23 protein-coding genes are annotated in these 24862 nt (G+C 49.2%); 18 read left to right on the forward strand and 5 right to left on the reverse strand.

What is annotated here, in order from left to right; all coding sequences use genetic code 11:
• The first annotated feature begins 16 nt into the window (after positions 1 to 16).
• The 7 genes from A3844_RS30910 (at position 17) to A3844_RS30945 (ending at position 6461) form a co-directional block, all read left to right on the forward strand.
• Entirely contained in the window at positions 17 to 2194 is a 2178-nt protein-coding gene (locus tag A3844_RS30910; RefSeq protein WP_074109517.1) for a carbohydrate-binding domain-containing protein, read from the forward strand.
• A gap of 307 nt (positions 2195 to 2501) precedes the next feature.
• Positions 2502 to 4379 (forward strand): deaminase domain-containing protein, encoded by a 1878-nt coding sequence (locus A3844_RS32985; RefSeq protein WP_167374792.1) that lies wholly within the window; start codon positions 2502 to 2504, stop codon positions 4377 to 4379.
• Positions 4380 to 4410: 31 nt separating this feature from the next.
• A complete protein-coding gene (locus tag A3844_RS30925) occupies positions 4411 to 4752 on the forward strand; it encodes a hypothetical protein (protein WP_074109518.1) in 342 nt (113 codons plus the stop codon).
• Between the two features lie 71 nt (positions 4753 to 4823).
• Positions 4824 to 5174, forward strand: a complete 351-nt coding sequence (locus tag A3844_RS30930) for an Imm3 family immunity protein (protein WP_074109519.1) — start codon at positions 4824 to 4826, stop codon at positions 5172 to 5174.
• Positions 5175 to 5448: 274 nt separating this feature from the next.
• Positions 5449 to 5811 (forward strand): hypothetical protein, encoded by a 363-nt coding sequence (locus tag A3844_RS30935; RefSeq protein WP_074109520.1) that lies wholly within the window; start codon positions 5449 to 5451, stop codon positions 5809 to 5811.
• Between the two features lie 53 nt (positions 5812 to 5864).
• Positions 5865 to 6119 carry a hypothetical protein gene (locus A3844_RS30940; RefSeq protein WP_167374793.1) on the forward strand — a complete coding sequence of 85 codons (255 nt, stop codon included), beginning with the start codon at positions 5865 to 5867 and terminating at the stop codon, positions 6117 to 6119.
• 96 nt (positions 6120 to 6215) lie between these two features.
• The gene (locus A3844_RS30945) at positions 6216 to 6461 is read left to right on the forward strand and encodes a hypothetical protein (RefSeq protein WP_074109579.1); all 246 of its coding nucleotides are present in this window, start codon (positions 6216 to 6218) and stop codon (positions 6459 to 6461) included.
• 260 nt (positions 6462 to 6721) lie between these two features.
• On the opposite strand, the gene A3844_RS30950 is transcribed toward A3844_RS30945, so the two are convergent.
• Positions 6722 to 7636: a phosphatidate cytidylyltransferase gene (locus tag A3844_RS30950; protein ID WP_074088341.1), complete on the reverse strand. Its 915-nt coding sequence runs from the start codon at positions 7634 to 7636 to the stop codon at positions 6722 to 6724.
• 115 nt (positions 7637 to 7751) lie between these two features.
• On the opposite strand from A3844_RS30950, the gene A3844_RS30955 reads away from it, so the two are divergent.
• Positions 7752 to 8300, forward strand: coding sequence for a hypothetical protein (locus tag A3844_RS30955; protein WP_074100094.1), 549 nt, complete (start codon positions 7752 to 7754; stop codon positions 8298 to 8300).
• A gap of 4 nt (positions 8301 to 8304) precedes the next feature.
• On the opposite strand, the gene A3844_RS30960 is transcribed toward A3844_RS30955, so the two are convergent.
• The gene (locus A3844_RS30960) at positions 8305 to 9084 is read right to left on the reverse strand and encodes an AAC(3) family N-acetyltransferase (protein WP_074109522.1); all 780 of its coding nucleotides are present in this window, start codon (positions 9082 to 9084) and stop codon (positions 8305 to 8307) included.
• Between the two features lie 282 nt (positions 9085 to 9366).
• Here A3844_RS30960 and A3844_RS30965 point away from each other — a divergent pair, with 282 nt between their 5' ends.
• The gene (locus tag A3844_RS30965) at positions 9367 to 10341 is read left to right on the forward strand and encodes a glycosyl hydrolase (RefSeq protein WP_083607122.1); all 975 of its coding nucleotides are present in this window, start codon (positions 9367 to 9369) and stop codon (positions 10339 to 10341) included.
• A gap of 83 nt (positions 10342 to 10424) precedes the next feature.
• Here the strand turns inward: A3844_RS30965 and A3844_RS30970 are convergent, their stop codons facing one another.
• Positions 10425 to 11315 carry a diacylglycerol/lipid kinase family protein gene (locus A3844_RS30970; protein WP_074088344.1) on the reverse strand — a complete coding sequence of 297 codons (891 nt, stop codon included), beginning with the start codon at positions 11313 to 11315 and terminating at the stop codon, positions 10425 to 10427.
• An 83-nt stretch (positions 11316 to 11398) separates the two neighbouring features.
• The gene (locus A3844_RS30975) at positions 11399 to 13021 is read right to left on the reverse strand and encodes a histidine kinase N-terminal 7TM domain-containing diguanylate cyclase (protein WP_244169908.1); all 1623 of its coding nucleotides are present in this window, start codon (positions 13019 to 13021) and stop codon (positions 11399 to 11401) included.
• A 309-nt stretch (positions 13022 to 13330) separates the two neighbouring features.
• On the opposite strand from A3844_RS30975, the gene A3844_RS33680 reads away from it, so the two are divergent.
• The 4 genes from A3844_RS33680 to A3844_RS30995 all read left to right on the forward strand — a co-directional run bounded on the left by A3844_RS33680 (position 13331) and on the right by A3844_RS30995 (position 19887).
• Positions 13331 to 15448 carry an S-layer homology domain-containing protein gene (locus A3844_RS33680; protein WP_074109523.1) on the forward strand — a complete coding sequence of 706 codons (2118 nt, stop codon included), beginning with the start codon at positions 13331 to 13333 and terminating at the stop codon, positions 15446 to 15448.
• Positions 15449 to 15637: 189 nt separating this feature from the next.
• Positions 15638 to 17446, forward strand: coding sequence for a sensor histidine kinase (locus tag A3844_RS30985; protein WP_074109524.1), 1809 nt, complete (start codon positions 15638 to 15640; stop codon positions 17444 to 17446).
• The gene (locus tag A3844_RS30990; RefSeq protein WP_074109525.1) at positions 17443 to 18576 is read left to right on the forward strand and encodes a response regulator; all 1134 of its coding nucleotides are present in this window, start codon (positions 17443 to 17445) and stop codon (positions 18574 to 18576) included. Before A3844_RS30985 ends, A3844_RS30990 begins: the two co-directional genes overlap by 4 nt.
• Positions 18577 to 18672: 96 nt before the next feature.
• Complete coding sequence (locus A3844_RS30995; RefSeq protein ID WP_074100099.1) at positions 18673 to 19887, forward strand: chromate transporter; 1215 nt, start codon at positions 18673 to 18675, stop codon at positions 19885 to 19887.
• Positions 19888 to 19893: 6 nt separating this feature from the next.
• On the opposite strand, the gene A3844_RS31000 is transcribed toward A3844_RS30995, so the two are convergent.
• On the reverse strand, positions 19894 to 20379 hold the full coding sequence (locus tag A3844_RS31000; RefSeq protein WP_074109526.1) for a GNAT family N-acetyltransferase: 486 nt from the start codon (positions 20377 to 20379) through the stop codon (positions 19894 to 19896).
• Positions 20380 to 20511: 132 nt separating this feature from the next.
• Between A3844_RS31000 and A3844_RS31005 the strand changes: the two genes are divergently transcribed.
• The 5 genes from A3844_RS31005 (at position 20512) to A3844_RS31025 (ending at position 24862) form a co-directional block, all read left to right on the forward strand.
• Positions 20512 to 20853, forward strand: coding sequence for a zinc ribbon domain-containing protein YjdM (locus A3844_RS31005; protein ID WP_074088350.1), 342 nt, complete (start codon positions 20512 to 20514; stop codon positions 20851 to 20853).
• 118 nt (positions 20854 to 20971) lie between these two features.
• The gene (locus A3844_RS31010) at positions 20972 to 21658 is read left to right on the forward strand and encodes a TetR/AcrR family transcriptional regulator (RefSeq protein WP_074088351.1); all 687 of its coding nucleotides are present in this window, start codon (positions 20972 to 20974) and stop codon (positions 21656 to 21658) included.
• A gap of 70 nt (positions 21659 to 21728) precedes the next feature.
• Complete coding sequence (locus A3844_RS31015; RefSeq protein ID WP_074109527.1) at positions 21729 to 22655, forward strand: ABC transporter ATP-binding protein; 927 nt, start codon at positions 21729 to 21731, stop codon at positions 22653 to 22655.
• Positions 22652 to 23401, forward strand: a complete 750-nt coding sequence (locus A3844_RS31020) for an ABC transporter permease (protein ID WP_074109528.1) — start codon at positions 22652 to 22654, stop codon at positions 23399 to 23401. Before A3844_RS31015 ends, A3844_RS31020 begins: the two co-directional genes overlap by 4 nt.
• 42 nt (positions 23402 to 23443) lie before the next feature.
• Positions 23444 to 24862, forward strand: coding sequence for a DHA2 family efflux MFS transporter permease subunit (locus A3844_RS31025; protein WP_244169904.1), 1419 nt, complete (start codon positions 23444 to 23446; stop codon positions 24860 to 24862).

Raw genomic sequence — 24862 nt, forward strand, 5'->3', positions numbered from 1 at the left:
AAGGGAACGATGATATATGAAGAATTTCATTACAGGAAGCAAGATAGGGATGGTGCTGCTGAGCGCGGCACTCATGACGGCGTGCAGCACAACTTCCGGAGCGAATACCAATACCACGAACCGTGCGGCAACAGGTACAGCCGTTACAACCCGTGCACAGAGCGGAACCACTGCTGCTGTAGCTCTGGCAAACGTCAAGACGACTGACCTGGTAGCGTATGACGAAGACGATACCACTACAGACTGGACGGCAGATGCTTCAACCGATATTACCCTCGCAGGGACGACAGCGAAGATCGAAGGTGCTGGTGCTACAGCCAAGGATGGATCGGTAACGATCACCGAAGAGGGAACCTATATCCTCACCGGGTCACTAAGTGACGGGCAGATTATTGTGGATGAGCAGGCCAAAGGAACCGTTCGGCTGGTGCTGAACGGTGTGAACCTGAAGGATAGCGACAGTGCTCCTGTCTACATTAAGGAAGCGGGCAAGGTTGTGATTACTCTGCAGGAAGGTACGGAGAACAACGTCTCAGACGGGACAACCTATGTGTTCGCCGATAGTACCACGGATGAACCCGGTGCAGCTGTCTTCAGTAAAGCTGATCTGACGATTAACGGAACCGGCAAGCTGACGGTTACCGGAAGTTACAAGGACGGTATTTCCAGCAAGGACGACCTGAAAATTGTGGGCGGCACCCTGACTATTACGGCAGCAGATGACGGAATGGTGGGCAAGGATCTGGTAGCGGTGAAGGACGGAAATATTACCATCAAGGCAGAAGGCGATGGTATCAAGTCCACCAATGACGAGGATACAACCAAAGGCTTCGTGGCGATTGCAGCCGGAACATTCGATATTACGGCTGGTAACGACGGCATTCAGTCGGAGACGGCAGAAGTGATTGACGGCGGAACATTTAACATCGTGACGAATGGCGGCTATAAGAACGCAGAGGCGAAGACGGGTGAGCAAGATCCGGGCGGTATGGGCATGGGTGGCGGTAAGGGCGGCTTCGGCGATCAGGGTGCAGTAGACGGAACCTCAGCAGCTACATCCGATGATACTCCGGCGAAAACTACGGCTGCAGCTGCGACGGATACAGCAATGGTGACTACAGCATCAGTGACTACAGCAGTGGCAACCACCACAACGGCTGAAACGGAATCTACGAGCGCCAAAGGGCTGAAATCCGGTGGAGATCTTACTGTGAATGGCGGCAGCTTCACACTTAATTCTGCAGATGATGCGCTGCACAGCAACGGCAATGTCTCCGTTACGGACGGTGAATTCAAGATAACTGCGGGAGATGACGGCATCCATGCAGACAGCCTGACCTCCTTGTCCGGCGGCACCATCGATATTACCAAGAGTTATGAAGGTATTGAAGGCAGCAATATCACGATTGCCGGCGGACAAATCCACGTAGTCGCTTCCGATGACGGTGTGAACGTTTCTGGCGGGAATGACGCGAATGTTGCACAGGGAACAGCGCAGCAGGATCAGTTCACCAGCTCCGGCAGCAACATGCTTACGATCAGCGGGGGAACGATAACCGTTGATTCCACCGGTGACGGCCTGGATTCCAACGGGTCATTCACTATGACAGGCGGCACCGCCATTGTTAATGGTCCTACCAATGACGGCAACGGTCCGCTGGATTATGACGGCACCTTCGATATGACCGGCGGCTTCCTGGTCGCTGCGGGCAGCGCCGGCATGGCCCAGGCACCAAGCGAGGATTCCAGCCAGTACTCGGTCAGCATGAGCTTCACGGCAGATCAGCAGGCAGGCACTCTGGTTCATCTGGAGGACAGTGACGGCAACACCATCCTGACCGTCGCGCCCTCCAAGAATTTCCGTTCAGTCGTTGTTAGCTCCCCTGATCTGAAGAAGGGCGGATCCTATACCCTCTCAACAGGCGGCACCTCGACAGGCACCGCAGTGGACGGATTGTACACAGACGGCGAGTACAGCGGAGGCACTCAGGTCGTAGCGTTCGAAATCACAAGCAGCGTAACCTGGCTTAATGAATCAGGTGTCACAACGGCTAACACCGGCCGTGGCCCTGGTGGTGGTGGCTTTGGTGGCGGCGGAGGCACCAGACCGGATCGCGGCGGCGCTGGCGGTACACCACCTCAAGGCGGAACAGGCGGCACCCCGCCTGACGCTGCAAGTGAAACTACAAATTAAACAGCAGCTAACACCAATAAGCGGCCCATCTCCAGGTTAAAGGAGGTGAGCCGCTTTCTTTGCTGCTCAACTGAGCAATGTACAGCTACTGGAAAGCGCGGGGGCTGAGGATATTCCCTTACGTAGTCTGACTAACCATAGTTAGGGCATTGAATAAATGGAAAATAAATCCGATATATATGATGTATTTATTCATTATCACTTCAGTGGTTTCGTTAACGTAGTAGAAAAGTACATAAAGATTTATCATTTGACTGCAGGAAACCATATCGTGAGCTTATCGGAGCTGAAAAGTCGGAGGGAATAGATGTCATCAAATAAACTGGTATTCAAAGAGGATGAAGTCGAGCGCCTGCGAACAAAAATAGGACAGGTGAGCCAGGATACCAATCAACTGTACTTGCAGCTGAAAGGCCAGGCAAACAGTTGGGGGGGTATCCCGCTCGGCCAAAACTTGCTGCAGGCGCAAGTGCTAATCAATGAATTGACGGTGGATGCGGAGAAGCTGGAAGACATCCTTAGGGCTGCTATCAAGGGAGTTCAGGACGTTCAGAACGAGAATAAACGGCAGATGAGCCAGCTTGAACAGCGGTTTAGTCTGTTAGGAGGAATGTTCGGCAGATTTGGGGGAGGGAGCGGGACTGGAAGAATTCAGATTCCTCCTTTTGCCCGGCAGACCGTTACGAAGCTGATCTCTACAGTTTCCACTTTAATGGGACGGGATGGACTGCACAGCGATCCTATGGTGCAGAAGCTGCAAAATATCATCCAAAAGTTTAGCTTCGGGACCACAGAGAGCATTGCGGCGCAGAGCAAGCTGAAAGATATCTACGAAGCGCGTGATGTAATTGCCAAGGCGCAGACGGCCTATGAGGTATACCAGGCATTTGGAAATAATGCTCAAATGAACGCGGTGCACAAGCTGGCAGAAGACGCACGCAAGAGGCTGGAATCCCTGGGTGTAGACGAAGTCCAGTACCGTGCGGAGAAGGATCTAAGCGCGGATTTCAAGCAGCCCGCGGTTAAAGCGTGTGACTATGATCCGTCGATTACGACTAGCAGCGTACCGTTAGATCAGGATGAAGCGTATCTTTTGCTGCTGCGAATGGCGATGGAACCCGGGGACAAAGGGGAGTGGGCCAAGAACCAGTTGGAAATCATTCATCGCGGAGGGCAGGGAATACTCTTAGCGAATCCGAACTCGGAAGCTTGGCGGGGAATCGTGAATCAGGCGATGGTACAGGATATCAAAAACGGTCCCCCGGTGGAGGAGGTCAGAGGAGATCAGGGGGATTGGCGAAGCCGGCCGGCCAAGAAAGATTTTATCGACAAGTATTTGGTGGACCCTCTCGATGAACTGCTTACAGGTGAGAAGCCAGGAATCAAGACACAGGGACAGCAAGCGATGGAAGCTCAGTTTTTTGCAATGCAAATGGAGCAGCAGTCCGTACTGAGTGAATTCACAAGCGATTTCCAGGCCACATTGCGTGGCGCGGCGAGTGCAGACCGGATCACTGAAGTCTTGGGAATAGGTACCGTCAATCTGAAGAGTGGAACCAATAAGAATGGACAAATTCAGTCTCCTAGTGGAATGGGAGGAAGCGGATTTGGTAAAATAAAAGAGTTGGACGGAGTAGAGGTAGGTGAAATGAAGCTTTTACCTAATCACAGTGAGCTGGAGAGCGTGGATGATTTTAATCCTACGTTTAAAGGGATTGAGGGGATGGGTAAAACTGAAGTAACAAAAGCACTCCAACAACGAGTTGACGAGATACGAGCTGAATTACCAAGCTCAATCAAAAAATCTGGCAATTTAGGTGTTGCCAAGATAGAAATTAATGGACTACCTAATGAGCTTAAGGCTCACAGTAGCGTGAACTTTGCTACTGATAAAGGTTCGGACGGTTTTGTGTTGTTAAAACCAAAAGAGCAAAGGATTTTTGAAACCATAAACGTCGATAAGGACGGATATGTTGGAACAGAAAAATCTTATAGTCGTGAATGGGATACAGAAGTTAAAATATTGGAGGACATAGCATCTAAACTTGGGGCGAACACACACGCCAAGGGAACAATTGACTTATTTACCGAACGGTTGGCTTGTGCTAGCTGTAGTGATGTTATCTTGGAGTTTAGAAGAAAGTACCCTAATATACAGTTGGATGTTCATACTGGAAAGAAATGATTCTATTTAAATGTGAAGAGGGTTAATCCATATGGAAATTTGGAGTTATGAAGAGGCCAATGAAATAGTGCGTGAAAATTTTAACCAATCCTTAGCTCTTGGACTAAATATAGTCCAATCAGTTGAAAGAGCACTCTATGAATTTGAAACAGTAATGGAAGAAAATGAAATTGAAAAACTCATGATTTATATTATTTTGACAAAATTAGGTGTTGAGCACAATGAAGTTCGGCCCGATATCTGCGACGAGTTTTTCAGACTTACAGAAACTCACACTTTATTACAAATTCTAAATCAATTTGATAACACTGAACTAAATATTGTGAAAAAAGAGATAGATGAGTTACGGAGGCGGCTTTTGAAAGAAATATAAGTCAAATAAGCCTAGTAGAAGTACTCATTCCGACTTTGTACGATGCGGCGTAATAAAGGGGAAATCACAATTTGGAGGAATGGGGCTACAAGGAACTACGAGAATACGTGGGCGAAGTTTTTAGTAATTCAATTAATGATGGACTGAATGCTCTGGAAGCAGGAGGACGATGTTTGTATGAGTTTGCTAACGTGATTGAGGAGGGTGACACCGAGAAGACGATATTTTATATTAGTGTAGCTAATCTACAAATTAATAGTGGGATTCTTTCTTCTCGAATCTATGAAGTAGTTGATAATATCATTAAGTCTTTTGATTTCGATACCATTGTTGATGAGCTAGGAATTACCGATGCTAAGGATTTAAGTCTTCGTATCGAATCACTTAAAACAAAGATGCAAAGTGTTGAGGTTATTGGTTGAAAAATATCTGACCAAGGTCGTGGGGGTTACCCAGTCCCAAATGAACCCATCATTCAACAATAACACGTATAACCCATTTAATACCTGTGTAAAGTTTTCTTCAATACGATGTACGCACTTCAAAGCTTGAATTTTATACCCTAATTAACGCTACTGCTTTACATAGAACAGGTCGCTTATGGTCAGATACCACCATGATTGACCTGTTTTTTGTTATCTTTGTTTTCTTGCGGGTTTTTCAAATTTACTCGCAACTCTGCAACGATGGTATCTTTTGCTGCTGCGAATGGCGATGAACCAAGGGACAAAGGGGAGTGGGCCAAGAACCAGTTGGAAATCATTCATCACGGAGGGGAATACTCTTAGCGAATCCAAACTCGGAAATCTGAAGAGTGGAACCAATAAGAATGGACAAATTCAGTCTCCTAGTGGAATGGGAGGAAGCGGATTTGGTAAAGTAAAAGAGTTGGACAGAGTAGAGGTAGGTGAAATGAAGCCTTTACCTAATCACAGTGAGCTGGAGAGCGTGGATGATTTTAATCCTACGTTTAAAGGGATTGAGGGGATGGGTAAAGGTCATCCCAACGTGACACCTAATCCAACACACAATGCAAGGGCGAACGAATTGATAATGTAGATGTACCTAAAGTGAAATTCACTTCTGTAACTGAGTATATGAGACAAGAAGATGTGGCAATTAATAAGTATGCAAGCTTTAGAACTATGCAGAATGATACAAGTGATATAGCCAGGAATACAGGATGGAAGGAAGCCGATATTCAACAGATTAAAAATCACTTATTCATTGAAAAGCATAAATTTGATAATGGTCAAGTAAAGTCATTTGACCCGAATTATCAACAAGCTTTGGCGTGGGAGCGACTAATGCAAGGGAACTATAATAAGAATGATATCTTGTTGCTCAATCACAATCTGATTACATGAAAAAGAATGGGGCTACCTACGAACAAGGACATGCAGAAGCCCGAAAGTATTATAATTGGTCAGATAGCGTATTCGAAGAATAAGGAGGAGATTAGCTTGGCTACTTACGTTTTATTGGTTAAAGAAGAAGAAAACGAAGAATTTGTAGTGTATAAATTTGGCCCTGATAAAGATAGATTAGGGAAGTTAAGGCTAAACAAAATTAATGGAGAACCTGAAGAAATTGAAAAAGTTCCAGGAACAACAACTAATTTCTATTATTTCACAGCCGCTTCAAAACTAATTAGAATACTCAAAGAAGGCGACGGAGTTTTTCCGGATACTACATCATACGCTTCTTGAGTTAATTCGGTAAGGTAGTCCTAATAAAGATAATTTGTGATTCTGAGGGGGGCTACCCAGTCCCGAATGAACCCATCATTCAACCAATAACACACTTAACTCATGTAATACCGTATAAAGATTTAGTCATTTCGTTTGTACGTACAGTAATGCTCGAATCGTTTCTTACGGTTTTTCCAAATTTACTCGAAACTGCATAATACTGGTTATATAAAGCAAAAAGCGGCACTTCTCCAAGTTAAGAGAGTTGCCGCTTTTGCTTACATAAAATCAAAAAAGTACCGGATCACATGGAAGAACACCGGTGAGGTGTAGGCCAGGCTGTCGACGCGGCTCAGGTAGCTTGTCTGCAGGGCAGCGAATTTGTCATCATCGCCGATGAGCAAATCGCGCTTCAGCACCGACACCGTTAAGCTTCCGAAGAATCCGGCCAGACTGATCAGCACGCCGGAGAACAGACCGAAGATCGGGGTCAGCGGCGTGAAGTAAGGGTAGATCAGGTACGATACCCCTGTAGTAGCCACAAATGCACAGGCGAAGCCCTCCCAGGTCAGATTCGGGTTGGCGGTTGGAACGACCTTGCGTTTGCCGAAATAGATTGAAGCCAGATAATGTACGGCATCATTCAGCTGCGTGAGCACTACCAGGAACAGCACCAGCCCCGCGCCATACTCCGGTGTGGCAAATTGGAAGTAGGCCAGGTGGCTGAGACCGAACACCATGAGCATCAGCCCCCACTGGGTGGCGCTTACGCTGCGCAGGAATCCGAGTGTACCTTTGTTGATGAGCCGGGGCAGTGGCAGGAGCAGGAAGACATATACCGGGATGAAGACGATGAACATGCCATACCACTCTATGTAGATCCAGTAGAACTGCAGCGGAATGGACAGGTAGGCCCACAGGAACAGCCGTCGGTCCGCTTTTCGGGTACGGATCATGGAGAAATATTCTTTCAGTGCGAAGAAGGATAGTGCCATCAGGGATAGCAGGGACACGACCGGATTAATCAATGTGGCCAGACAGAAGATAAAGAGCATGCCCCACCAGGTCTTGATCCGGAAGCCAATTCCCGTGTAATCTTTATCCTTCTGGAGTCTGCTTACCAGGATGTAGAGCAAATGAATGGCGGATAAAGCGGTGAAGATAAGCACGAATGTAACGAGTGAACTGTTCAAGCCATCACCAACTTGTCGCAGGATAGGATTCCAACAAAGGAATCATATGTTAATATATTAAAAAGTACAAGTTGCATGTGAGATTTTGACACTTCGATAAGGGGACTTTCTGTATATGGAAGCTGATCATTCGGTCTATATCCTGCTCACGAATACGGGGACACTGTTCACGAAGCTTATTCAAGGCTATACCAAAGCGCCTTACAACCACGCCTCCATCTCGTTTGACCGGGAGCTTACGGAACTGTACAGCTTCGGCCGGAAGAATCCGAGTAATCCCCTGAATGGCGGCTTTGTACATGAAGATCTGCGGACAGGCACCTTCAGCAAATATCCGAATACCACCTGCGTAATCTACGAGCTGCATGTCTCTGGACGCGAGGTCGAGAAAATGCGCCGGGTCCTGCACATCTTCATCCGCAGCCGCCAAAAGTACCTCTATAATATGCTAGGTGTCATTGGCATTGCCCTCAAGGAACCTGTTGAGTTCAGCAACTCCTACTTCTGCTCGCAGTTTGTTGCGGAAATTCTGGACCGGTCCGGCATCAAGCTGTGGAACAAGCTGCCTGCGCTCGTTACGCCGGATGATTTCCGGCAGAGTGACCGGCTGGAGCTGATCTATCAAGGGAAGCTGAGTGAGTACGTGCCGGAGGAGGGCAAGTGAGCGTCTACAGCCTGTTCTTCTCCATCCATGAAGTAGCCCAATCCACCAGAGGACGTTGTTCCAGAAACCGGATATCGGCCTGCCCGACTTGATATACCGGAACATTCATTTCTTGGTCATACGCTTCTCCTAACCGGACAAAATCCTCATCTTCAACAGCCTGGGTTTCGTAAGTCACCCACTTGCGCTTGCCTTCCACCAGGATGGCACTGCTTTCAAGAACCCATTTCTTAGCGGGGAAGTCTGCTCGGGTTTCTGCCAGATGCAAAGATGTGTTTTTATCATAGCCGACGCCTGCCAAGAGTACATAACCATGTAACTGATACAGCTTATCCAGCGGTGAGCCTGAGCCGAAAATATTGCTTATGTCATGGCCTTGCGTAAGATATTCAGCATGCTTGCCAACTGCAGCGACGGATCGGGCCGGATGATCGGACCGCGCAGCCCCTGGCCATTTACGGAACATTTCGGCCACAGCACCCATCCCTATAGCCGGCGTGATTTCTTTATTATAAGCTGGCCAGTGTTCCCGGATTAGGGGCCATCCTTCGGTGGGCGCGTCCCAGTGGACGCCTGTGGATGGATCGAGATTCTTCCAGGTCTGGGAAGGCATCATCAGAGTGCCTTCTTCACCCACAATTTCAAGGAGTGAACGGATGAAGGTTTCGGGTCCTCCTACAACATAGCCCAGTTGGCTTAAGGAAGCGTGTACGAGGATATGTTGTCCTTTGGTGAGTCCACAGTTTGTGAACTGGGAGACTAAGTCCTCTTTCGTTAAAATCATGCGGTTCTCCTTACCAGTTGTCACGTGAATCTCCGCCTTTCATTAAGGTCAGATAACCCCGCTGCAAAAGCAGCGGGGTTGTCTCTTGGCGTAGCCAGGGAAGCAGTGCCCTTTGGTTATATATTCCATAAATACTATACCAGCGAGTGTCATTTGCAGCAATAGCGGATCAGCCCATTTTATGCATTGACCTGTAAACGGATACAGATTAAAATTATGGTGAATTTATAACAATATAATAACAAAAAAATAACAAATAAATAAAAGGAGAGATACACTACAATGGCAATGTTAAAGCATTATACCCCCTGCAATCCAAACGCCTCGGAAGAGGTCCGGACCGTCTTGAAGTATCTCAGCGATATTTCCGGTAATGGAATTCTTACAGGCCAGCATACCCAGACCACTGTGCAGAAGGAGCTGCGTTATATCGAAGAGGTGACCGGCAAGCTGCCTGCTCTTTGCGGATTTGAGCTGCTGGCGTATTCGCCTAATATCAATGTCGAGAAGACCACCCCGGAATGCATGCTGGAAGTGGAAGAGAACAAGAATACACTGGATAATGCATGGGATTGGGCACTGGGCCGGGGAGGATTAGTTACATTTACGTGGCACTGGTTTTCACCTTTTGGCAGCTGGGCTAAGGGTTTTTATGCGGAGAATACCACTTTTGACGCCTCCAAGGCTGTCATAGAAGGAACGGAAGAATACAAAGCGCTGCTGTCGGACATGGATGTGATGGCGGGGATTTTGAAAGAATTTTGTGACAAGCAGATCCCTATCCTGTGGCGTCCATTCCATGAATCCGAGGGTACGTGGTTCTGGTGGGGAGCCAAGGGACCTGAGGTTGCAGCGAAGCTGTACCGGATTATGTACGACAGATACACCAATCATCACCAGCTGAATAACCTGATCTGGGTGTGGAACTCGCCGCTCGTGGAGGGCTATCCGGGTGATGATGTAACCGACGTGATCTCCAGAGACCTGTACCCGCCGAAGCATGTCCACACAGATCTGCGTCCGGAATACGAGGAATTGGTTCAGATTACGCCGTCCCCCAAAATCACGGCACTCGGCGAAATAGGCGTGATTCCGAGTATGTCCCAGCTGTCTGAAACAAGAATTCCGTGGACATGGTATATGACCTGGTCTAATGAATACGGTGCATCTGAGGAATGGAATACACAAGATGAGCTGCGCCGGGCGTATCACCATGAATACGCGATCACCCTGGACAAGTTGCCTAAGCTGTATTAAGAGAACGGTAATGGAGAAGGGCGGCCGTGAGGCCGGCTGAGCCCATATCAAGCGGCATGGTCAGAGCCCGGTGGTGGCCGTGTTTACCCCTCCTCCGGCACCACTACCTGAATATGGCGGGGGAGTACGCTCAGCCGGATCGGCAGAGCCGGGCCTTCTTCGCCGTCCACGTTGGTCCTCATGACATTTGCCGAGCTTACGGTTACTTCTCTTGCAGTGAAATAATCCACGTCCTTGTGGTTCTTGAGCGTGCCGAGCAATAAAGAGATACTGACCGTAAGCGTGTTGAGGAAATTCAGATCCTTAATGATGTAGCAGTGGAGCAGTCCGTCATCAACAGCGGCATCCGGGGCCAGTTTTTCGAAACCTCCTACGGAATTGGTCAGTGCAGCAAGGAACAGCGGAGTCTCACCTACCCAGGTCTTGCCATCATGCTGTATGGTGAGCGGATGGGCGGCGTTGCCTGCCAGCTCTTTGATGCCCTCTTTGAAATAGGCCAGAGCGCCGAATCTGGATTTGTCATGCGAAGATACGGAGGACAGGGATTCGGCCAGCGGTCCGGCAGCGACCACGTTGACGAACAACTGGCCGTTTAGCCTGCCTGCGTCTACCCGTTGCACCCGGGAGGAGGCCAGTGTATGAATGGCTTCTTCCGGAGTCAGCGGAATCTGCAGCGCGCGGGCAAAGTCATTCACCGTCCCAAGGGGGATAACCCCCAGCTTCGGCTGGTGTGACTGGCCAAACAGGCCGTTGATCGTTTCATGAAGCGTTCCATCCCCTCCGATAGACACCACCAGATCGGCTTTAGCTTCACAAGCAGCAATGCAATATTCGGTGGCATCCCCTTCTTTTTGCGTCTCCTTGACCGTAACCTCATAACCCCGGCTCACCAGCAGTTCCTCGGTACTACTGACATAATCCGGTGCTTCCTCCTTGCCGGATGAGGGGTTCACAATAATCATAGCCTGCGTCATACACGACTTCCTCTCTGTTTGCAGTTATGTGTTGTACTTACATTACCCCCAAAAGAAGCCATTGAATGATAGTTAGAGTAGTATCAGTGTGCGATATGGACAATCCGGTTGCGTCCTTTATTTTTGGCCTGGTACAGCGCTTGGTCTACTTCTTCGAACAGGTTGTTGCCCAGAGAGAAGCTGCTGATGCTCAGAAGTCCCATGCTAACAGTAACTGACACGGGCTCGGCAACGTTTTCGATTCTAATCTGATTCAATTCAACCCGTGCTTTGACACGCTCGGCGATACGCTGGGCTTCAGAATGAGCGATATCCGGCAAATACACCATAAATTCTTCCCCGCCATAACGAGCTAAAACGTCGGATGGGCGAATTTCCTCTTTCAGCGCCTCCACCGTATGGCAGAGGACTTCGTCGCCGGCTAGATGTCCGTAAGTGTCATTCACTGACTTGAAGAAATCGATATCCAGCAAAATAAGTGCGAAGGGAATATGCTCTTTCCTGTTTCGGCCCATTTCATCCTCCAGATGCTGCGTCAGATAATGGCGGTTATAACAGCCGGTGAGGCTGTCTGTAAGGGCCATTTGCTGCAGCTGCCGGTTCTTCTCGAACAGCTCCTGTTGGACCTCAATCAATGAATGGTTGCGTTCCTGCAGGGCCATGTTCTGGTGATTGGTCTCATGAATCAGCTGCTGCAGCTCGGTCATGTCCTGAAACGTGACGATCCGGCCCACCCGTGACTCGCTGATCATAATGGGTGCAGCCTGAACATTCAGATGACGCTGGATACCCGAATGGAAAATCTCAATTTCGATACGCTCCAGCGGATGTTCGCAATAGGTCTGAATGAACGTTTCGATGGCTGGCGACAGATCGGAAAAAATAATATGGATGCTGAACCGTTCGCCCCGCTGCAGATGCATATAAGGATGCAGGGAACGGTTAATCTCAACCACGTTGTCATATTCATCAAGCACCAGAATCCCATGTCCAATCGTGTCCATTACATCCTGATGGGCTATGGTTACGATATCAAATACTTTGTCCCGGTTGATGGAAATGACAAAAAAAGTAGCGGACAATAATATTCCCAGTGAGGTCATTCCCGGGATGACCGGCAGGTACGGGTCCAGAACTACATTAAGCAGGATATCCAGCAGAATAAATAAGGTTATAGATAGAAGGCCTTTGAGTACCAGCATCACTTGTTTTCGTACGCGTGGGGCCATGTCTTGGACAAGCGCGGCAGAGATCACATACAGTGAAGCAGTCACCTGGATGAAGACCACAGCGATGAAGAGCCAAAAAAGGGGTCCATAGGTTCTCTGAATATAGCCGCCATTTACCGGCTGCACAAACCAGCTGTGGGGATTAAAGATGATGCCGGCTGTGGTCAATATCACCGGAATCGACAGCAGCAGTATGATTTTGCGGTGCAGAAGCCGGGCTTGTCCGGTCAGCAGAATAGTGAAAAAGATCCAGCCTGTGCTCAGCAGCGCCGAATCCACAAATGCAGCCTTGACATAAAATAATTGATAGGTAGACTGATCCGTTGTTTTAATGGCAAACTGGCAAAAGGGCCATATCATCATCGTGAAGTGGAAGGCTAAATAAACTTTATGCAGCTTCGTGATGTTAACAGTAACGAAAATATAGACGAATAGTGCAAACAGTATGAAGAATAAAATGAGATCAATCCATATCACGAAACCCAATAAATTACACCTTCCTGCTATTATTAGTCATTATGAATGTTTTTTGGGTCTAAAGTCTTGCATCTTGCCTCTAATATATAATCAGCATGCTAAGAATACAACCACCTTGGAAGTGTCATAGGCTGAAAATGAAGGAGATTGGGGAAGTCAGCAGTGCAGCCAGGAAAAAAATAGCCAATATAAGACTCTCGAAAACAAGGGGGGTTTTTGTGCTGAAGTTTGTCATTGGTTTGTCATTGAGATGCGTTATTATTCTATTAAATTTAATTATTGCAAACTTGAAAGGGTGAGGCCGACAATATGAAAAGAACTACAGTATTGAGACTATTTCTGGTTTCAGCCTTGACACTCGCTGTATTGAGCGGCTGTGTATTAAAAACAAGCTCGGTATATGTGAACTTCCCGGTTGATAAGCCGGATAGCTCAGAGCATTTGTTCTTCAGGTATGCAGATGGAAGCGTAGTCCAAGTTCCGGATGCCGGTGCGGCTTCTTCGGTAACAGCTCCTACGGATCCCGCAAAGACCATTGTGGGCGGGTATGTGAATGACAATACTATCAGCTGGGTTCCCAGTTATTCGTACAATGGCGGCTCTTATGTAACTGTGAGCAACATTAAGGCACATAAGCCTGATTATGCTGCAGATCATGTGGTGCTTGCTAAGCAGCCGGAGGCGAGTTTAGCTTATCCCGGATATATTAGTGTAACTTTTGCCGTGTACGGAGCAGATAACCAGCTGGTGAGCGGCCAGGCTGAAGTCTTTGCACATGCTGCTGATCCCAATACCGTGTTCTATAACACGGACCCTATTGATAATAATTTCAGGACCATTGAGGCTCTTGAAGGATTCTCTTCGTATACAGACCAAGGTTTAGTCACCTTTCTGATTAAGTCTCCCACTGTGCAGTTTTCATCGCCCATTTCGTTATATTCGGGTCCCAAATTAATTGCGGATAATATCTTTCACCTCACCACCGGAATCACAGTAAACGGAGCCGGAGGCGTAAGCTCTCTGAATACTGGTGATACCCTGGTGATGAATGCCGGGATAACACCGGTAGACGCAGCCAATCAAAGTGTAGTCTGGTCCGTAGTTTACGGAACCGGTTCAGCAACGATTGATGCGGTAAGCGGAGTGCTCACGGCAGGTGATCCGGGTACTGTAACCGTAAAAGCGGAAGCCACTGACGGAAGCTTAGTAACCGGCAGTACAGAATTAACTATAACGGCTGCTCCGACACCAACTGAAGCGCCGGTACCGACACCGACGCCGACTGAAGCACCAACACCGGCACCCATTGAGACACCTGCCAAGATCCCGGTTGCTTCCATTTCGATCGGTGGAGATTCTTTGGTGAAGTCGGGTGATTCTATTCAACTGGATATGGTTGTTGCTCCTGTAGAAGCAACTGATCGGACTGCTGTCTGGTCTGTTGTGTATGGAACGGGAACAGGTACGATTAGTGAAAACGGCCTGTTAACGGGGACTTCCCCAGGTACCCTTATTGTAAAAGCTACCGCTAATGACGGTTCCGGGGTATACGGGGAAAAAGAGGTTACGGTCATAGCATCCAGTGAGAGCAGCCTGCCAACAGCAACTGCTGGACCGACTATAGTACCAACCACAGCGCCGGCGCCAACGGAGCCAACACAAGCAGCAGTTCCAGCTTCAACACTGGCACCAACTTCTACACCAGCACCAGCACCAACACCAACACCGACACCAACACCGACACCGACACCAACGCCAACACCGGAAGTGCAGGCGGCAGCCCGCTTCGCTGACAATGTGGTAAATATTAAAGATGTAGTATTGAGCCTGAGCAAGAAGATCGAAAAGGCGAATGCTAATCCGTCTGCGGTGGAATTCACCGACATTTCCTCCCACTTTGCGGACCGGACGGTAGAAACCTTCGTTAAGCTGGGTATGGTTCAGGGCTATCCGGATGGAAGCTTCCACCCGAATGCAAGCATTACCCGTGCGGAGTTTGCAACCCTTATTTCCAAAGTGTTTGATCTCACCGGTACCCGCAGCGCAAGCAAATTCAGTGATATCTCCGGTCACTGGGCAGAGGCTTCGATTCGTACCCTGCAGGAAAAAGGCTTGGTCTCGGGCTATCCGAACGGCACATTTAAGCCAAACGGTGAAATCACCCGTTCCGAGATGATCTCAATCATCTCTAAGCTCATTGACTTTAACAACGCAGCCCCAGTGGCAACGGCAGACTTCTCGGATATTGATACAACATGGAATAAGGATCAGATTCAAAAAACTGCGGAAGCCGGGATTATCAGCGGTACCGGAAATGGAGAATTCCTGCCGGAGAAGCAGGCATCCCGTGCCGAAGCCATCACCATTGTGCTGCGCGTTTTGCAGATCAGCCCGGAGATTAAGGCTCTACTGGACACCTTAAAGTAAGTCTGGCACCAACATGCTGCAGCCACCGGACCGGTGATGCTAACCCCAAAAAGCCCTTTTCGCCTGAATTGGTGAAAAGGGGCTTTTTTTGTCGAAAAATTTAAATATTAAGTTCTTTATAAGAAGTCGATCTGTTAACATAAGAGGCATAGAATGTAAGGGTTCTTCCAGAATAGAGGTCATTCATCGATGGGCTACAATCTGTATTTATCTGCGCTGCTGATGGCAGCAACCTGCTGTTCACTGATATTGACATATCTTTGCTGGAAGAGAAGGAGTCTTCCGATTGCTATAAGCTATGGCCTTGGCATGCTGACCGGCTCATTGTACAGTTTTGGCTATGCGTTTGAAATTGCCAGCACTTCTTTGGAGCATATCCGTTTTTGGCTACGGATTGAGTATATCGGCATCCCCTTTGGTACAGTCCTCTGGTTTATTATGGTCCTGCAATATACTGGGCGGCAATCCTGGGTGAGCCGAAGGAATGTAACGCTGCTAATGATTGTACCGGTAATAACCTTTATCGCCCATTATACCAATGAATGGCATCATTTGTTCTATAAGAGCATGACACTCAATGCTGCAGAAGGATTTATGCTGGCTACTCTGGTAAAAGGCCCCTTATATAAGCTTCATGTCGTGTATTCGTACAGCTTCTTCGCTATCGGAATGATATTTCTGGTGCAAATGTACCTTAAGGCCATTCCCCGGATGAAGACGCCGGTGGCATTGATGATTATAGGGTCCTGGGGACCTTACGGATTTACACTGGTGTATCTTACCGGCGTGTTTCATTTGCCTATTGATATTTCGCCTTTCGGTTTTTTGTTCTCGGGGATTTTTTTCTTATGGGGGATTTATCAGTTTAATATGCTTCGGCTCGCTCCTTTGGCTCTCCAACAGGTACTCCGATCGATGCAGGAGGCCGTTATCGTTTTTGATCTCGATCATGTGCTGATCAGCTACAACCGTTCGGCCAGAGAGAGGGTTCAGGGATTAAACAACAAGAGTATAGGAAGAACGGCCGCAGAGGTATTCGCCAACTCTTCCGTATTGCTTGGGCAGATTCTGCAAGAGCCGTCCTTGTTAACCAAGCTTCAGCTTCCAAGCCCGACCGGTGACAAATTCTACAATGTACAGCTGTCCTATGTCTGGAACAACAGCAGTAAGCCTATAGGCAAAATGCTCCTCTTAAGTGAAATAACTGAAAATGTACGCACGCAGGAGAGGCTTATGGATAATGCCAGACAGCTCGGTGAGCTGAATACGTTCAAAGACAGAATGTTCAGCGTGATTGCCCATGATATCCGCGATCCCATAGCGGTGCTCGTTAACTTGATGGAAATACTGGAGGAGGAAATGCAAGGCAGCAGAGAGAACCGGGAGGAAATCGTTCATGAAATGGGCCGGCAGATCCACAATACTTTTGCTTTGGTAGATAGTTTGCTGGACTTTTTTCGTACGCAAGCCGGAGGCCTTGTATTCCATCCGCTGGAGAGGGATGTATCCTATGCCGTTGAGCAGAATTTACGCCTGATGTCGGTGCGAAGCGGACGTAAGCATATTGAAATCATTTCCGAAATTCCGGAGGGAACCTATGTGTATGCCGACAAAGAAATGCTGGAGCTGATTATCCGCAATCTTTTGACCAATGCGATTAAATTCACGGCTGATGGGGGATTTATCTTTTTAAAGGCAGAGCGGAAAGATCAGCATCTGGTCATTTCTGTAAGGGATACTGGTCAAGGCATCGCGCCTGAACAAGCCGATACGTTGCTGCAGGATCAATATCCGGTTTCTTTGCTGGGTACAGACGGAGAGCGGGGAATGGGTCTTGGTTTATCGTTATGCAGGGAATTTGTCCGTCTGAACGGAGGAGAGATTTGGTTTGACAGCACACCGCTTCAAGGGAGCACCTTTTTTTTCTCGCTCCCGCTCCCGCCAGCGGGCTCAGTGGTTGCGGCAGGCAGGTGGGTGGAAGGTGGTATGAAGCAATGAAAGCGATCCTTATTGATGATGAGAAGGCCATGCACTTAATCATGAAGCGGATGCTGGCCAAAATTGATGATATTGAAATTGTGGGTACATTTGCGGAGACGGCAGCAGCTTATACCTATTGGTCCAGCCACGAGGTGGACCTGATCTTCGTTGATATCAGCATGCCGCGGGAAAATGGTCTGGAGTTTGCCCGGCGGCTGCTGGAGAGCGGCAGAGGTACGAAGATCGTCTTCATTACCTCCCATAAGGAATTTGCACTGCCAGCCTTTGAAGTGTACGCCTTCGATTACATTGTCAAACCCGTGGTGCAAGAAAGACTTCTCCACACGGTGCAAAGGGCGATTGCGCAGATTCGTCTGGAGCGTGCCACAGGAAGGGACCCGGAGCCCATTCCCCATGAGGTGCAGATCAGCTGCTTAGGCGGGATTGAAATTCATGGTGCCCAAGGAATGAAGACGAAATGGAAATCGAAGAAGAGTGCCGAGGTGTTCGGATATCTGCTGGTACATAAAGGGAGACTTGTCTCCAGAGCACGGTTAATCGAGGATATCTATGGCGGGATGCCGGATAAAAATGCGGAAATCTATTTGAACACAACGGTATATCAATTGAGGAAGCTGCTGGACACCTATGGACTGAAAAAGAGTCTGCATTCGGACAGCATGCATTATGGGCTGAGTCTTAACGGAGTGCAGGTTGATGTGCTGAACTTCGAAGAGGGCTGCCGGAGGATGTCTGTGATAGATCAGACGAACATTGAGGAGGCGCTCGAGCTTGAACGGCTGTACAGAGGTGACTTATTTGGCGACCAGGTCTATGCCTGGGCCTGGAATGAGATTGAACGGCTGTCGTTCATGTATACCTCGTTTACCCGGAGACTGTGCGTTGCCTTGCTGGACCGGGAAGAGACCAATACGGCCATGCGGCTGCTGCTGAAGCTGCTGAAACGCAATGAACTCGACGAAGAATCCCATATGCTGCTTATGAAAACATTGGCCATGCAGAAAAATAAAGAAGCGCTCAACCGGCAATACCTGCATTTTGCCGACATTTTGCAAAGTGAGATCGGAGTTACCCCCTCCATAGAGTTCAAGTCTTTTTATGCGCAGCTGCTTGCGGATATGGACTGAATTGACCTCCAGCCAATAGTACGTTAACAATTCAGTGCTATGATGAAATGACATGCCTGAAATAAGGCCAAGAGTATGGGAAGAGGGGGCTTGAATATGGAAGTAAAAAGGCAGAGGTCAGCGGAAGCTGGCAGGACCCGGGGAAAAGGGGCTGACCTGCTGGAGGTTCTGGGCGTTTCCCTGAAACTCGGACTAACCTCCTTTGGAGGGCCGATTGCCCATCTGGGCTATTTCCATAATGAATATATTCGCCGCCGGAAATGGATGGACGAGCGAAGCTACGCCGATCTGGTCGCACTGTGCCAGTTCCTTCCCGGTCCAGCGAGCAGCCAAGTTGGGATTGGCATCGGTGTGGTCAGGGCTGGCTTGCTTGGAGGAATCATAGCCTGGCTGGGATTCACTTTGCCTTCGGTGATCGCGCTGGTTGCCTTTGCCTTTCTGCTGCAGGGCTTCGACATCTCGGGTGCGGGCTGGATTCATGGACTGAAGATTGTGGCTGTGGCGATTGTGGCACAAGCGGTGCTGGGGATGGGGCAAAAGCTCACGCCAGACAGGGGAAGAGTCACCATTGCAGTGATGGCGGCAGCTATCGCACTGTCTTGGCATGCCGCATATGGTCAGATCCTGATCCTCGCCGCTGCCGGAGTGATCGGCCTTGCAATATACCGGACAAAACCGGCTAAAGGGCCGGATCTGCCGATTGCCATCGGCCGCCCTGTGGCTGTCTTTTGTCTGGCGTTATTCTTTCTTCTGCTTATCCTGCTGCCGCTGCTTAGAACGTCCGTGGAGGCTAGGGGTTTTGCGATATTCGATAGCTTTTACCGTTCCGGTTCCTTGGTATTCGGTGGCGGGCATGTCGTGCTTCCGCTTCTGGAACGCGAGGTTGTACCTACCGGATGGGTCAGCCGGGAGGACTTTCTGGCCGGCTATGGAGCGACGCAAGCCGTTCCGGGACCGCTGTTTACTTTTGCCGGCTACCTTGGGGCCATGACCTCGGGAATCTGGGGAGCAGTGATTGCGACAGCAGGGATCTTCCTGCCTGCCTTTCTGCTGGTCATCGGCGCACTGCCCTTCTGGAACGGCTGGAGGAATAATCCGAAGGTCCAGGGAGCGCTGACAGGAATTAATGCGGCTGTGGTGGGGATTCTGCTGGCTGCCCTGTATGATCCGCTCTGGACCACGGCCATCCTGAAGCCGCTGGATTTTGCGCTGGCCGCTATTTTGTTTGTGATGCTCTTCTTCTGGAAGCTTCCGCCCTGGGTGATTGTTCTGGCCGGTGCTGCGGGAGGGATGCTTATGGAGTTCATGTAGTTACATTTAAACGAGCAGCTTCTCGTATACATCGACGTGGTTTCCGTGCTGATCCTTGGCAGTTTTGATGAAGGCATAACCATTCTTATTCCAAAAAGATGCTCCAATCCGGTTCTCCAGTTGAACAGCCAGTCTGACTTGCGTTACATCCTCCTGTAATAATCTCCGCTCCAGAGCATTCAAAGCGATTGAACCTATCCCTTGCCCGGCATAGCCGTGATGAACGATAAAAAGACCGATCCAGGAATGTTTGTCACTAGGATTGCTGGGCAGATAGGTAATAATGCCAATGTACTGCCCATTCTCCTTAATGAATAGCATCTTTTCGCCCATTTCGAGATTCTGCCTGTTCTCTTCACGGATGTCCTCCGGGGTGAGAAGCTCCTGGTGCAGCACCATAAGGTTGAACGCTGGCTGTGAGTTGAGAATGGCTGCTTGAAGCTCCACACTATCTGCGGATATGGGGTCCGGTACGGCTTCTAGAATGATCAATGGATACATCTCCTTTAAGATATTTATCTAATTAGATATTAATGTAATTTGTGCATGAGTTCAAGGGGTATGCTACAATAAGAAGAATTTATTTAAGACCAAGCTGTCGATAAGAAATGGAGAAATGAGATTATGAATGAATTGCCAAACTGCCCGCAGTGCAGCTCGGAGTATACATACGAGGACGGGTCACTGCTGGTTTGTCCAGAATGCGCACATGAGTGGGCACCTGGAGCAGAGAACACAAGCAACGGGGAAGACAAAGTAGTTAGGGATGCTAACGGGAATATTTTGAACGACGGGGACTCGGTTACAGTCATCAAGGACCTGAAGGTCAAGGGCAGCTCCTCGGTGCTGAAGATCGGTACTAAAGTGAAGAACATCCGGCTGGTCGAGGGCGATCATGATATTGATTGCAAAATTGACGGCTTTGGAGCAATGAAGCTCAAATCCGAATTTGTCAGAAAAGCATAATCAATCTGACCCATTCACTGAAGGATCACAAGGGGACCACGCAGTCCCCTAAAGGGATTGGTTATTTACACTTGACTTCTATTCAGTCCCGATATAAAATCTAACTAGTTAGTTATAAATGGAGGTGGCAATCATATCACCAACAGAAGGCAAACGAAGTTCGAAAATTTACGATGCCGCCCGGACCAGGGGGATCATCCTTGATGCTGCCGAGAAGATATTTGCCGAGCTAGGCTATTCGGCGGCACGGATAGATGTGATTGCGAAGGAGTCAAGATATAATAAGAGCCTGATCTATCAGTACTTTGGTGACAAGTTGGGCCTTTATACAGAAGTGGTCAAACGCGCGGACCAGATTGGCGAACAGATTACAGGCTCGTTCATCGCCGGATTATTGAAGAACGAACAGCTTGTAACGGATCCCGCGGCCTTTCGGGAGTTCCTGGAAGTCATGACCCGGGAAACGGTATCCTTCCTCCTGGAGCATCGGAGCTACCTGAGAATTCTATTCTGGGAAGCGGCTGAAGATTGGAAGACCTGGAATCAAATTACCTATCGCCCGGATGATGCGACTCAAATGCATGATTTGGCCTTAGCTGCCCAGAAGAACGGAATCCTCCGTCAGGATTTGGATCCGGCGCTTTTTCCCATTCTGATTATGAATGTGACTACAGCTACTCTCCAGTCGTCTTCACGGTTTGAACAGCTGCTCGGTAAGCTCGATTCCCCGCAGATGAGAGAGCAGACCACCCAGCAGATTGCGAAGTTTATCATCCATGGCGTGATGGAGCCGTCTTTGCTGTAAGAGGCGGCTGTTTTTTTGGACAAAATATAAACAACTAGTTAGTTTTAAATTGAAGGCAGGAGTGAGGATAATGGCCGCAATGATTCAGACAAAAGAGTTAACCAAGCATTTCGGGAGCAACCATGCTGTGAATGGGCTATCGCTGGAGGTAGACCAAGGCGAAATTTACGGATTTCTCGGACTCAATGGAGCGGGCAAAACGACAACCATCCGTATGCTGCTGGGCATGATCCGGCCCGATTCCGGTTCCGCCTATGTGTTCGGACAGCGGGTGGATGCGGGCAGCCACAAATTATGGGCCAGTGTGGGCTACATGGTGGAAACACCGTACTCCTATCCTGAACTTACCGTACGCGAGAATCTGGAGATTATCCGCAGGCTGCGGGGCATCTCTGACCGCAAGGCGATTGATGCCATTATCGACAAGCTTCAGCTTACCGCTTACCGGGACCGCAAAGCCGGAACGCTCTCTCTCGGCAACGGGCAGCGGCTCGGTCTGGCCAAGGCCATGCTGCATGATCCGCAGGTGCTGATTCTGGATGAGCCGACAAACGGGCTGGATCCGGCCGGGATTGTTGAGGTACGTGAACTGCTCCGCGACCTGGCACTTAACCACGGTGTAACGATCTTTATCTCGAGCCATATTCTCGGCGAGGTCTCCAGGCTGACAACGAGGATCGGAATCGTTCATCAGGGCCGGCTGCTGCAGGAGACGGATGTTAAGGAGCTGCAGCATGTACTCCGCAAACGTCTGCTTGTGCAGACCCGCGACTCCGAAGCGGGCCGGAAGAGGCTGCTCCAGGCCGGCTATGATGTCAAGCTGACCGAAGCTGGCACGCTAATGATTATCGACAAGCGCGCCATAGCACACCCAGACCAGATCTCCAAGTTGCTTGCGTACGCGGATATGCCGCCTACGCTGATTCAGGTGGAGGAAGAGGATTTAGAGGCTTATTTTCTTAGAATGATCGAGGCTGAGGGAGGAATGAAAGGATGAATCAATGGCTATCGGCCTTGTGGGTGGAAATTTTGAAGCTTCGCCGCTCCAGGCTGTTTTGGATTTCACTCACCGCCAGCATACTGCTGCCAGTGATGATTGGGCTGGTTTTCTCCGGGTGGCTTGGCTCCCAGGACGCCTTTGAGGGAGAAATCAATATGCAGGGATTCATGAAGGAGCTTGGCATTGTGATATCCATGGGGGGCCTCATCGGATTCGGATTTGTATTCAGCTGGATGTTCGGACGGGAGTATACCGACCGTACGGTCAAGGATTTGCTGGCATTGCCGTTGTCCCGGTACGGAGTAGCCGCAGCCAAATTGATCGTTGCTGCTGCACTGTGTGCAGTCCTGGCAGTGCTTATGTTCATTGCCGGCTGCGTAACCGCATGGTTTGTCCATTTAGACGGCTGGAGCCTTGGAGCCATCGCTCATGGCTTCAGAGCATACGCACTGCTCAGTCTTATGATTATCTGCCTGAGCATTCCGGTAGCCTGGATGGCCAGTGCAGGGCGCGGATATCTGTCTCCCTTAGGTTTTGTTCTGCTTACGATTGTGATTGCCCAGTTTGGCGGGGGCTTGGGGATTGCGGAATATATTCCGTGGGCAATTCCCGGCTTACTCAGCGGCGCTTCGGGAGATGAGAGTTCACATTTAGGGCTTCTAAGCTGCCTGCTTCCTTATCTCACCGGCGGCATTGGCATAGCGGGTACGCTCGCCTGGTGGCGGTATGCCGATCAAACGTAAGGCAGGCGGATTTTAATAATTTTTTTAATGGAGGGGAAGAGCATGGAGAAGATACCAAAGGGAACTATTCTAATCATGGCTATTCTAATCATCGGGGCAATGGTGGGGCTGCTGAATCAATCCGCGCTTAATACAGCACTCCCGAATATTATGGGGGATTTCCAGCTATCCACAAGCACAGCGCAATGGCTTACGACAGCTTTCGCACTGGTTACAGGCATTGTGGTTCCGATTACAGCGTTTCTTATTCAGAGATTTACAACCAAACAAGTCTTTGTCTTCGCCATGGGCCTGCTTACTGCGGGAACGCTCCTGTGTGCGGTCTCGCCGAACTTCGGTCTGCTGCTTACCGGAAGAATAGTGCAGGCGGTCGGGGTGGGGATCATGCTCCCTTTGGTGCAGACGTTGGCCTTCATCCTGATCCCGGTCGGTAAAAGGGGGTTCACGATGGGAATGATCGGGCTTGCGATTAATTTCGCTCCGGCCATCGGACCCGTGTTGAACGGCTGGCTTGTACAGGACCATTCCTGGCGCTTGTTGTTCTATATTCTGTTTCCTTTCGCTTTGTTGATTACCATCGCCGGCTTATGGTTGATTAAGAACGTTACCCGGCAAGTGAAGAGCAAAATCGATGCATTATCCATGGCGCTGTCATCTCTTGGGTTCGGCGGCGTATTATATGGATTCAGCGTCTCCGGCAGTAAGGGGTGGGGGAGCACAGAAGTGCTGATTTCCCTGGGAATCGGATGCATCGCGCTTGGCCTGTTCGTATGGCGGCAGTTGACCATGGATAATCCTTTGCTGGAATTAAGAGTATTCACAAGCCCCTCTTTCACCTTGGCTACAGCAATCAGTATGATCCTTATGATTATCATGCTGAGTGCCCAGCTTCTGCTGCCGATCTATATGCAGACGATGCTTGGGTATTCCGCGCTCAAATCTGGTCTGATGCTGCTGCCCGGTGCAATTCTTATGGGAGTGATGTCACCTGTAGCGGGGAAGCTATTCGATAAAATGGGCGCCCGGATGCTGGTCATCATAGGGCTTAGTTTAACAGTAGTCTCCGCCCTGCTGTTCTCTAATTTAACGGAGCACACCTCATATGCTTTTTTGATGATCGGCTATTCCTTGCGTATGATCGGAGTCAGCCTGACCCTGCTTCCTGTTGTAACCAGCGGTATGAATTCACTGGCGCCTGATCTGATCCGGCATGGGATTCCTGTTAACACCACTCTGCGGACAGTAGCCGGTTCTATCGGAACAGCGCTGCTTGTGACTATAATGACCTATAGCGGTGGCGGACTGGGCCAGACGAGTGATGTACACAGCTTAATACACGGGATGAATGTGGCTTCAATGGTAACCGCCGGTAGTGCCGTGCTTGCGCTGATCCTGGCCTTCTTTATCAAACGCAAGGAAGCTCCGGTTGAGCGTCCGGCGAAGGGTGTTCCCGTAAAATAA

This window comes from Paenibacillus helianthi (assembly GCF_001909055.1).
GTDB lineage: Bacteria > Bacillota > Bacilli > Paenibacillales > Paenibacillaceae > Paenibacillus_AQ > Paenibacillus_AQ helianthi.